An 11,508-nucleotide genomic window follows, 5' to 3' on the forward strand; every position below is an offset into this window, starting at 1 on the left:
ATTCGAAAAATTTTAAAATATTGATAGCATGGATAATTTAAGTGCAGATATAAAAAAGCTCCCCCGTCAATTTCTCCCCGAAACTTTCACGGTAACTACCTGGGATGCGCTACAGCCCTATTTTGAAACCCTGCAGCAAAGACCCATCAACAACGTTGCTGACCTGGAGAAGTGGTTGAAAGATATGAGTGAACTGGAAGCAGTAATCAGCGAAGATGCCTGCTGGCGCCAAATTCGCATGACCTGCGATACCAACAACAAAGAACTGGAAGAAGCATTTACTTACTTCTGCATGGAAATTCAGCCGAAGTTGCAGCCCTATACAGATGCACTCAATAAAAAATTGCTCGACAGCCCCTTCCGCAAAGAACTGGACCAGGATCTTTATAAAACCTACCTCCGCAATGTGGAAAAACAGGTGAAACTTTTCCGGGAAGAGAATATTCCCCTGCAGGCAGAACTGAGTGTAATGGCGCAGCAGTACGGTGTTATATCCGGTAAAATGAGCATTATTGTAAAAGACCAGGAATATACCCTGCAGCAGGCAGCCAAGTTCCTGGAAAATAGCGACCGCGCGCTGAGGGAAGAGGTATTCACGAAAACGGCTGCACGTCGTTTGGAAGACAGAAAAGCATTAGACGACCTGTATACCGGACTGGTGGTGAAACGCGACCAGGTAGCCAAAAATGCAGGCTTCGCCAATTACCGCGATTATAAATTTGAAGAACTGGGTCGCTTCGACTATACCAAAGAAGATGCATTTCAGTTCCACGCTGCTATCAAAGCGCATATTGTACCACTGGTGCAGCAAATCCTGGAAAAACAAAAAGAGAAATTACAACTTGATACCCTGAAGCCCTGGGATACAGAAGCAGAGCCGGTAGGCGTGAAACCACTGGAACCTTTCCAAACGGGTGATGAGCTGGTAAATAAAGCCATTACTACCTTTGATGAGCTGGGTCCTTTCTTTGGTAACTGCCTCCGCGTGATGAAACAAATGGGCCGCCTGGACCTTGAAAGCCGTAAGGGTAAAGCACCCGGTGGTTACAACTGCCCGCTGGCGGAAACCGGTGTGCCCTTCATCTTCATGAATGCTGCTGGTCAAATGAAAGACCTTACTACCATGGTACATGAAGGTGGCCATGCCGTACACTCTTTCCTGAGCCATCATTTGTCGCTCAGCGCTTTCAAAGAGTACCCGATGGAAATCGCAGAAGTGGCCAGCATGAGCATGGAACTGTTTACCATGGATCATTGGAACATTTTCTTCGATGATGCCACCCAACTGCGTCGTGCACGTTTGCAACAATTGGAACGCGCTATCACTATCTTCCCGTGGATTGCTACCATCGACAAATTCCAGCACTGGGTATACGAACATCCGCAACATACTACAGAAGAACGTACTGCTAAATGGCTTGAAATTTTGAACGAATTCTCGCCTGCAGTGGTTGATTGGAGCGGTAACGAGGATTATCGTGCTATCACATGGCAGAAACAACTGCACCTGTTTGAAGTACCGTTTTATTACATTGAATACGGTATTGCACAGCTAGGGGCTATTGCAATGTGGAAACAATATAAAGAGAATAAAACACAAGCCCTGAATAACTACGTACAGGCGTTGAGTTTAGGTAATACTAAAACGCTTCCTGAATTGTACAAAGCAGCAGGTATTAAGTTTGACTTCTCCCCTGCATACGTAAAAGAACTGGCTGATTTTGTTAAAGCAGAAATAGAGAAAATATAACTGGAGAAGCAGAAAGCGAAAAGCATAAAGCAAAAAGCTACTAAAGCGAATGATCAAAGCGAGTATTGAAAATTACTTATCCGCTCTGATCATTCGCTTTAGTAGCTTTTTGCTTTATGCTTTTCGCTTTCTGCTCTACTTACATGTTTTACATACCCCACTTACTACTACTTCTACATTGTGTGCCGCATAGCCTTTAGGGAGATGTATTTGCGGAATGTCAGTATCATCTAAACAGATGGTGTTCCCGCACTCTTCACATTTGAAATGTATATGATGATCGTGGTGGTGGTGCTCAGAGCATTCCGACTTGCACACGGCGTAGCGTACGGAAGTATCTGTAGTCGGTATTTTATGAATGATGCCTTTATCGAGGAATGTTTGCAGGGTACGATATACGGTTACGCGGTCAAATGATTTGCCCGCGAGTTTTTCGAAATCGCTGTGTTCCAGCGCACCATTACTTTTCATGAACAGCTCCAGGATTTTAGTCCTGGTTTCTGTTACGCTCAGCTTACTATCACGTAGAAGACTGCCGATTCGTTCTGTAATTTGTTGTTTAGTCCCCATGATGAAAAAAAAGTTTATTCTTCCATTAAACGGTCTATGTCTGCAATCAGTTTTTCTACATCTTTTTGTTTGGTGCCTTCATAGAGGCCGCGTACCTGGCCGGTTTTATCTACCAGTGCAAACCATTGTGTATGCACAAAGTCTTCTTCTCCTGTGTATACGCCGTCATCTACGAGGTAGCCTTGTCTGGCTAACCGGTATAGTTGCTTTTTATCGCCGGTAAGAAACCACCAGTTTTTTTCATCTGCACCATGTTTGGCAGCATACGCTTTTAAAACGGGTACGCTGTCGTGGTCCGGATCTACGGTGTGCGACAGGATCAGGAAGTTAGGTTTATCTTTATATTTCGCGTACACCTTATCCATATTGGCATTCATCTTCGGACAAATACCGGTGCAGGTAGTGAAAAAGAATTCAGATACATAAATCTTACCAGCTACATCCGCTTTTGCTTTGGTGTTGCCATTCTGATCTGTAAAAGAAAACCCAGGTACGGTGTGGCCTGGTGCTCCCAGGATCGGCAGTTTCTCTTTTCCGATAAAGGAACCTGTCTGGTCCTTGATCACATAAGCCGAGTAGGCGAGGAATCCCACGCTCAGTACTATAAAAAATGCGGTAAGTATAATTGCTTTCTTCGACATAGGTATAATCCCAGTTTTATTCGATATACAAAGGTAGTACATAGTTGACAGATGCCCAGCGATGGACTTCTTGTCTGCCTTTTTTAACACGAATGCAACATTTTATAATTATTAAAATTAATTATCTGTTTAAATCGGCAAATTTAATTTGCAACATTGTTGCAAATTTATGTAGTTTTGTTGGCATAGAAAAACGGGGACATGGAAAGTAACATTTTGAAACGGATGAGCCTGGACACGGTAGGTATTGGTGCCTCTCTGGCTTGTGCAATACATTGTGCATTATTACCCTTGCTGATCACCGTGCTTCCTTTGTTAGGGACGCATATTTTAGAGAACGAAAATTTAGAATACGGGTTGCTGGCATTTTCCTTTGGAATAGGTTGCCTGGCATTGGGACGTGGTTATATCAGGCATCATCGCCGTATGGCTCCCCTGCTCATCTTCACCGGCGGTTTTGCGTTGCTGCTGGCCGGACATTTCGGTATAGCAGGTGGTTATTGGGAGCCAACCATTATTTTCCTGGGAGCGGCCGGTGTTACCGGTGCACATTTGTTAAACCTGCGTCGCTGTAGGGAATGCACCGTTCCTAAACACATACATACCGAAAGGGGCCGCTAATAATCATCTTCATTAAGTATTCACCTGGTAACAATAACGGATATACGTTTTTACATTAAAACAGTTTTCTTCGTCAACATCTCCCAACACAAGAATATCTCACATATGGAAAAATTACCTGTTACGGTGCTGAGTGGCTTCCTCGGCGCGGGCAAGACTACTTTGCTCAATCACGTGCTGCATAACCGCGAAAATTTGCGGGTAGCCGTTATCGTGAACGACATGAGTGAAGTGAACATAGATGCACAACTGGTCAGAAATGAAAACACCCTGCACAAAACGGAAGAGCGACTGGTGGAGATGAGCAATGGCTGTATTTGTTGCACCTTACGGGAAGACCTGTTGAAAGAAGTAGCCCTGCTGGCAGCTGAAAAACGCTTCGATTATTTGTTAATAGAATCTACCGGGATATCTGAACCAATACCAGTGGCACAAACCTTTTGCTACCAGGATGCCGCTAATAATATTGACCTTACCACCGTTAGCCGGTTGGATACAATGGTGACGGTAGTGGACGCCTTTAATTTTATTAATGATTATAGCAGTGTTGAGCGCCTGCAGGAAAGAGCACTTACTGATGACGCCGCAGATCAGCGCACTATTGTGAACCTGCTTACAGACCAGGTGGAATTTGCCAACGTGATAGTGCTGAATAAATGTGACCTGGTAAGTCAACAACAACTGGGGAGCCTGAAAGCCGTGCTACGGAAACTCAATGCGCAGGCAAAGATTATTGAGGCTATAGAAGGACAGGTACCTTTGAAAGAAATCCTCCACACCGGTTTGTTTGACTTTGATACCACTTCGCAAAGTGCCGGCTGGCAAGCGGAACTGGAACAGGAGCATACACCTGAAACACTGGAATATGGCATCTCTTCTTTTGTATATCGCAGCCGTAAACCCTTTCATCCTGAACGATTCTGGATGTATATCAATGAGCACTGGCCTGGAAATATCATCCGAAGCAAAGGATTATTCTGGTTGGCCTCCCGCCCGGATATTGCTGTCAACTGGAGCCAGGCTGGTGGATCACTCCGCGCGGAGAAAGCAGGCTATTGGTGGTGTGCTATTCCCAGGGAGCAGTGGAGGCTGGACCCCGAAACATCTGCACTCATCGCCAGCAGGTGGGATCCGCAATTTGCTGATCGTTACAATGAATTAGTCATCATTGGCCAGGACCTTTCCGAAAGAGATATTATCCGCCACCTCGATAGCTGCTTATGCACCGCCGCGGAAATTACCGGTATGAATAATGGCCATGTTTTTAAAGATCCTTTTCCTGATATTTAGGCTAGACTAAAAAATAATTTAGACAAGTGTTAAAATAAAATATAGTTTTGTTGAGAATTAACAGCTCGGAAGTGTGCTTATTGTTACTATCCAGGAAGCCCGTACTGTACTAACCTACATTTATTACACACATGAAATATTTATCTACATTACTATTTTTACTATTTATCACCATACTTACTTACGCCCAACAAGGCGCCCTGAAAGGAGTTGTTACGAATAAGAATCGCAAGCCGGTGCAATTTGCCACCATTGCTATAAAAACACTGCACTCCGGTGCCACAACGGATCAACAGGGTGCTTTCAGTATCCGGAATATTCCTCCCGGCAGCTACGATGTTATCATTTCTATGATAGGTTATCAATCAGTAGTACAACGGGAAACAATTGTAGCGGGGCAAACCACCAACATTCGCATCTCCCTGGAAGAAGATCTATCAAAACTCAATGAAGTAGTAGTAACGGGCGTTTCCCGCGCCACTGCCGCCCGGAAAAATCCTATACCCGTTGCCGTTATAGGGAAGAGAGAGATGAATATGAATGTGAATAATAACCTCATCGACGCTATCGTAAAAGGTATACCTGGTGTGAGCGCTGTGACTACCGGCCCTAATATCTCCAAACCATTTATTCGCGGCCTGGGCTACAATCGCGTACTCACCTTATTTGATGGCGTACGACAGGAAGGCCAGCAGTGGGGGGATGAACATGGTATTGAGATTGATCAGTACGGTGTATCCCGGGCAGAAGTGGTGAAAGGCCCTGCCAGCCTTACCTATGGCTCTGATGCGCTGGCAGGTGTAATTAACATGATGCCGGATATCCCTGAAATAGCCCCCCGGAAATTACACGGCAGCTTCCTCACGGATTATCACAGTAACAACGGCATGATAGGCACTTCCATTGGATTAGCCTACGGCAGCAACGACTGGAAATATGTGTTTCGGGCTACTGCAAAAACAGCACATAATTATCAGAATAAAATAGATGGATACGTGTATGGCACGGCTTTTAAAGAATATAATTTAACCGCACTGGCACGCGTGGATAAATCCTGGGGATACTCGCAGTTTGGCGCCACCCTATATGATAATACGCAGGAAATACCGGATGGTAGCAGGGATTCGCTTACACGCCGATTTACGAAACAGGTAAGGGAAGATGATGATATCAAGGATCGTCCGATGGTACCAGATCGTGCATTACGTTCTTACTCCATTAATCCATTGCATCAGCATATACAGCATTACCGGATGTATAACCGTACCAAATGGAATATTGGTAACGGTGATATCAATACTATGTTGGGTGTACAGCAGAGTATACGCCGCGAGTTTAATCACCCGGAAATGCCGGCACAGCCTGGATTGTACGTAGTACTCAATACTTTGAATTATGATGTCCGCTATAATTTACCGGAGATGAGTGGTGTGGAAACAACGGTGGGCGTTAACGGCATGTACCAGTCCAATAAAAGCAGGAATGGAACTGATTTTCCTATTCCTGATTACCAGTTATTTGATATAGGTGGATTTTTCTTTGCAAAAAAATCATTCGGGAAGGTAGATGTATCGGGTGGTATACGCTATGATAACCGTAGTATTCGCTGGAATGATTTTTATGTGGGGCCTGATAAACAAAACAATTTTGAGCAACATGTATTACCCCCGGATACTGCAGGGGCCCGTTTGCAGTTTCCCCGGTTTAAGCATAGCTATACAGGTATATCCGGTAGCGTGGGCGCTACCTGGAATATCAGCGAACGTATATTGGTGAAAGCCAATATTGCCCGCGGATACCGGGCGCCGAATATTACAGAAATTGGTTCCAACGGGCTTGATCCGGGAGCACATATTGTATATCTCGGTAACCGTAGTTTTAAGCCGGAGTTTAGTTTACAGGAAGATATCGGGATACAGGCCTGGTTACCGGATATGGATATCAGTGCAGAATTGTTTAACAATAATATTGATAACTATATCTATCAGGCAAAGCTATACGACAATAACGGCAACCCCGTAGTGATAGTACCAGGCAACGCTACCTATCGTTATCAACAATCTGCTGCGCGGTTATACGGTGCGGAGGTAAGTGTGAATCTTCATCCACGTGTGCTGAAATGGTTGACAATGAATAACAGTATCGCCTATACGCAGGGACGTAATCAGAATAAAGAACTGGTGGAGAAACATGGGGATGATGCACGTTATCTCCCGTTTATACCGCCTACGCATATACGTAGCGAGCTGAAGGCTACCGCGCAAAAGACCCATGCTTGTTTTTCCAAATCTTACGTACGCCTGGAAGCAGATGTGATAGCCGACCAGCCTCATTTTTACGGTGTGGATAATACGGAAACATTTACCCCCGGATATACGCTGTTGAATGTGGGCGCCGGTACAGGTATTTTAAATAAGAAGGGGAATACTATCTGTGAAGTATTTCTGCAACTGGATAATATATGGAATGTAGCTTATCAGGCTAATATGAACCGGTTGAAATACTTTGAGTACTACAACTCCTCTCCTAACGGGCACCTGGGGATTTATAATATGGGAAGAAACTTCAGCGCAAAAGTGATCGTACCATTTTAAAGCTGAAAGCATAAAGCGAAAAGCATAAAGCTATTGATGCGATTGACCAGGGCCTACCTTATTCGCATCAATAGCTTTATGCTTTTCGCTTTATGCTTTCAGCTTTTATTACCAGAGCTTGAGCCCCATTTTTATACCGATTTGCAGGCTGGGCAATACGCTGACCATTCTGCCATCGTTGAGGCTTAAGGTGTTGTCATCGAAATGATAGGTTTTATAATGATAGATTTTACTACGAATACCTACGCCAATAAAAGGATCCAGGATGAAGCGGTCTTTTGTGAACTGCCGGCCTATCAGTAATTGTAATCCAACTACGCTTTTATCGCCGGAGTCAGTATAGGTAACGTTTTGGAAGGTATTATCGATGTTGGGATAGAATACTTTTTTAAAGAAGACCACCGGTTCAAAATAAGTACCGGCTGCGCTGTTGCCAGACATTTCCCTGGAAATAAGATAGAGGCGTGCACCAACGCGGAAGCCTAGTCCACGACCTTCAACAAATTGTTCTGTACTGATGTCAGGTTTTTTCTGTCCGAAGTCAATTTTTTTAGCCAGTACGTAGTCGGGGTAGTCTGTATAAATGCCACTGATACCGAGTTCCAGGCTAAACTTATCAGACAATTCCTGTTCGAGGTAAATGTCCAGCTCATTAATCAATGTGGCTGGGTTTACCTTCAGGTAAGTATTTCTGCTCACTTTTTTCGGTGCCTCCTGTGCAAAAGATGCGAGGGCGAGCGAACAGGATAACCATAGTAATAGCAGTGTCTTTTTCATACAGTTGTAAGGGTTAGACTGGCTTTTAGATCTGGTAAGTCAGGCTTAAAGAGCGGACAATAATCGTTCCACAATTACCGGAAACCATTGATGCTCCAAGGCTTGCACCTTTTGCGCTACGGTGATCGGTGTATCTTCCGGCGTGATAATGCAGCGTTCCTGCAGGATCGTTTCACCATCATCATACTTTTCGTTCACGAAGTGGATAGTAATGCCACTTTCTTTTTCACCTGCGGCAATAACGGCTTCATGTACAAAGTGTCCGTACATGCCTTTACCACCAAACTTTGGCAACAGTGCCGGGTGTATATTAATGATTCTGTCAGGAAAAGCCTGGACCAGGTTGGCGGGAATTTTCCATAAGAAGCCGGCCAATACCACGAGGTCGATCTGTTGGTCCTTTAATAGTAATACATATTTATCTGAATGGAAGAAAGGTTCTTTTTCAATCAGGATACTGGGAATGCCTTCATGTTCGGCAATCTGTAAAACGCCTGCTCCTGCTTTGTTGCATACAATGAGGGAAACCCTGCCTTTGTCTGAACCTCTGAAATGATCTATAATTTTCTGCGCGTTGCTACCTGCACCCGAAGCGAATATGGCGATATTTTTCAACTAAATCTGTTTTAAAGGTGTAAAATTACGAATTCGGAATTACGATTCCGGATTTGTGGGTAAATAGATACACCCTGTCGCTTTTCTTCTTCATAATATATATGGTGTTGCTCCTCTGGTTATTTCAGATACTCGCCACAGCCCTGGTAGGTTTTATCTTTTATTTGTACCTGTACTGTGTTAGGGCGCATTAACCCGCTCATATCATCTGTACACATGGTATTGCGTATGCTGACGGTGATGCCCGGCGTAGTATATACTTTCAGGGTATCGGTATTGGGACGCGCGGGAGGTAGTGTGGTGACTACACTGTCGCCGTTCATGGTATGGAAACTGATTTTTTTGTTATCAAGGTCCAGGGTCCATCCGGGTTCGTTGCCATTGGCGGTGAACCGGATGCCGGCTTTATGTTTGGTGGCCAGGATGTCTCTGCGGTCGCCTCCCTCTACGGGCTTTAATATATAATTGCTGGCCAGTACGCCTTCAATACGTTTTCCTTTCGTGTCGAGCTGGAGGAGGTTGCCTTCGGCGGCGAGGAAGGAGCTACTATCTGTTTTTCTCCGGATGATAACAGTAGAGTCGGACGTTTGACGCCAGGTGCCGGTTTCCACGGTGGCTATTCCCTGTCCCCTCCCCTGGTAAGCGATTAGTTCGCTATAAGTATGGTCATTGAACAGGCTGATTTGATAGTCCGTTCCGGGGCAGTCGGCACAAGGAAGGGTACCCTGGTAGGTGCCGGTGATAGGTGTCGCAACTGCGGGTAGCGTGGTGGCATTTTGTATAGTACTGTCTGTCTGATGAGCGGGATGATTATTATTACAGGCCGCCATGGTAGTGAGTAAAGCAGCGAGGATAACGCTTTTTTTCATGGGAACGTTTTTTTGGTACAGATTGAACATTCTGGATCGCTGGCAGGTTATTAAGGTAAAAATAACAACTCTCTTAGAAAATAACTGTGCTGACAGATAATATATTATATTGTGTAAGGAAGGATATAGGGGACTGTTATTTTGTTTTTCATCTACATCTATTATAATTATATCCCCGCAAACCTTGCCCCACGTTATGATGTAGACGAGCCTCCACAGAGGAAATGAACTTTCAATCAAAATAATAAGTTTTGAAAGATATAAAGGGTGATTTGTTCGAATAGGCCAGCAGCAAGACTTACAGCTCAATTGTCGTGCGAAAAACGGGTTGAAATAGCCATTCTATAAGACAATAAATTTTTTTAATTGTTGGTAAATTGTCAACATTCTGTCTTATTTTTGCTGGCACTTTTAAGAAACTTTAGGTCAAATCTAAACTATATAGGCTGTGTATCGTCGTGTTTCCATTCTTTTGCGCAAGCATTTTGTGAGTGTGCTTATTCTATGCGCTAGTATAGTAATTCCGTTTTCTTCCGTTAAGGCTGCTGCGGATCCAGCGAAGGGTAAAGCAATATTCCAAACCAATTGCGCGTCCTGCCACAATGTCCACAAAAAGCTGACAGGTCCTGCATTAGCGGGTGTAGAGGGTCGCTGGGCTGATAAGAAATTATTGCACCAGTGGATCCATAACTCTGCTTCAGTACTGGCTACCGGGGACAAATACGCAAATGATCTCTTCCTTGAGTTCAACAAGACAGCGATGACGCCATTTCCTCAGTTATCAAACGAGGACATTGACGACATCCTGGCTTACATAAAGGTTGCAGAGACTGCAGGTCCAAAAACCACCGGAGGAGATACTACTCCTGGTCCGGAAGCTGCTTCAGAAAAAGGCAATGACAACAGTTTACTGTTCGGTATCATTACCCTGATTCTCGCCGTAGTAGCGCTGATCCTGATGCAAATCAACAGCAACCTGAATAAGCTGGCTGGTGATAAAGAAGGCGTACCTACTCCGGAACCTGTTCCTTTCTACAAAAACAAAGCTTACCTGGCACTGATTATCCTCGTGCTGTTCATGGTAGGTGGTTACCTGACCATCCAGGGAGCTATTGGTTTAGGCCGTCAGAAAGACTACATGCCTGAACAACCGATCTTCTACAGCCACAAGGTACACGCAGGTATTAACCAGATCAACTGCTTATACTGCCACGCTGGTGCTGAGAAGAGTAAGCATGCAATGATTCCTTCCGAAAATATCTGTATGAACTGTCACAAGGCCATTAAGGAATACTCCGGCCCTGAACTGACTAACGCAGAAGGAAAGAAAATCAACGGTACTGCCGAAATCGCAAAATTATACGATTACGTAGGCTGGGATCCTGAAGCTGGTAAATATACCAAACCAGGCCGTCCTATCGAATGGACCAAGATCCACAACCTGCCTGACCACGTTTACTTTAACCACTCTCAACACGTGGTAGCTGGTCAGCAACAATGTCAAACCTGCCACGGTGCCATCACTGAAATGGACGAAGTACACCAGTTTGCTGATCTCTCTATGGGATGGTGCATTAACTGTCACCGTACTACGAAAGTGCAGTTCGCTGACAACAACTATTACAGCATCTTCGAAAAGCTTCATCAGGATATTAAAGATAAGAAGATCGATAGCGTAACAGTTGAAATGGTAGGTGGTACTGAATGTCAAAAATGTCACTACTAGGATGGATTTAGAGAGATTGCTCTCAAATCAGAAGATATCAAATTTATAAACGTAA

General features: G+C 44.4%; 10 protein-coding genes. 5 read left to right on the forward strand and 5 right to left on the reverse strand.

Annotated elements, in window-relative coordinates; all coding sequences use genetic code 11:
* The first annotated feature begins 28 nt into the window (after positions 1-28).
* Positions 29-1,750 carry a M3 family oligoendopeptidase gene (locus tag J7623_RS10315; protein WP_291919865.1) on the forward strand — a complete coding sequence of 574 codons (1,722 nt, stop codon included), beginning with the start codon at positions 29-31 and terminating at the stop codon, positions 1,748-1,750.
* Positions 1,751-1,885: 135 nt separating this feature from the next.
* On the opposite strand, the gene J7623_RS10320 is transcribed toward J7623_RS10315, so the two are convergent.
* Positions 1,886-2,320: a transcriptional repressor gene (locus tag J7623_RS10320; protein WP_291919867.1), complete on the reverse strand. Its 435-nt coding sequence runs from the start codon at positions 2,318-2,320 to the stop codon at positions 1,886-1,888.
* A 14-nt stretch (positions 2,321-2,334) separates the two neighbouring features.
* Positions 2,335-2,961 carry an SCO family protein gene (locus J7623_RS10325; protein WP_291919868.1) on the reverse strand — a complete coding sequence of 209 codons (627 nt, stop codon included), beginning with the start codon at positions 2,959-2,961 and terminating at the stop codon, positions 2,335-2,337.
* Between the two features lie 201 nt (positions 2,962-3,162).
* Here J7623_RS10325 and J7623_RS10330 point away from each other — a divergent pair, with 201 nt between their 5' ends.
* The 3 genes from J7623_RS10330 to J7623_RS10340 all read left to right on the forward strand — a co-directional run bounded on the left by J7623_RS10330 (position 3,163) and on the right by J7623_RS10340 (position 7,466).
* Entirely contained in the window at positions 3,163-3,582 is a 420-nt protein-coding gene (locus tag J7623_RS10330; RefSeq protein WP_291919870.1) for a MerC domain-containing protein, read from the forward strand.
* Between the two features lie 105 nt (positions 3,583-3,687).
* Positions 3,688-4,872 carry a GTP-binding protein gene (locus tag J7623_RS10335; protein WP_291919872.1) on the forward strand — a complete coding sequence of 395 codons (1,185 nt, stop codon included), beginning with the start codon at positions 3,688-3,690 and terminating at the stop codon, positions 4,870-4,872.
* Positions 4,873-5,003: 131 nt separating this feature from the next.
* The gene (locus tag J7623_RS10340; protein WP_291919874.1) at positions 5,004-7,466 is read left to right on the forward strand and encodes a TonB-dependent receptor; all 2,463 of its coding nucleotides are present in this window, start codon (positions 5,004-5,006) and stop codon (positions 7,464-7,466) included.
* A 108-nt stretch (positions 7,467-7,574) separates the two neighbouring features.
* Here the strand turns inward: J7623_RS10340 and J7623_RS10345 are convergent, their stop codons facing one another.
* The 3 genes from J7623_RS10345 to J7623_RS10355 all read right to left on the reverse strand — a co-directional run bounded on the left by J7623_RS10345 (position 7,575) and on the right by J7623_RS10355 (position 9,727).
* Positions 7,575-8,243 (reverse strand): hypothetical protein, encoded by a 669-nt coding sequence (locus J7623_RS10345; protein ID WP_291919876.1) that lies wholly within the window; start codon positions 8,241-8,243, stop codon positions 7,575-7,577.
* A gap of 45 nt (positions 8,244-8,288) precedes the next feature.
* Entirely contained in the window at positions 8,289-8,858 is a 570-nt protein-coding gene (purN, locus tag J7623_RS10350) for a phosphoribosylglycinamide formyltransferase (protein WP_291919878.1), read from the reverse strand.
* Positions 8,859-8,977: 119 nt separating this feature from the next.
* The gene (locus J7623_RS10355) at positions 8,978-9,727 is read right to left on the reverse strand and encodes a copper resistance protein NlpE N-terminal domain-containing protein (RefSeq protein ID WP_291919880.1); all 750 of its coding nucleotides are present in this window, start codon (positions 9,725-9,727) and stop codon (positions 8,978-8,980) included.
* A gap of 493 nt (positions 9,728-10,220) precedes the next feature.
* On the opposite strand from J7623_RS10355, the gene J7623_RS10360 reads away from it, so the two are divergent.
* Positions 10,221-11,453 (forward strand): c-type cytochrome, encoded by a 1,233-nt coding sequence (locus J7623_RS10360; RefSeq protein WP_291920709.1) that lies wholly within the window; start codon positions 10,221-10,223, stop codon positions 11,451-11,453.
* Positions 11,454-11,508: the final 55 nt, after the last annotated feature.

Source organism: Chitinophaga sp., from assembly GCF_017745275.1.
Taxonomy (GTDB): Bacteria; Bacteroidota; Bacteroidia; order Chitinophagales; family Chitinophagaceae; genus Chitinophaga.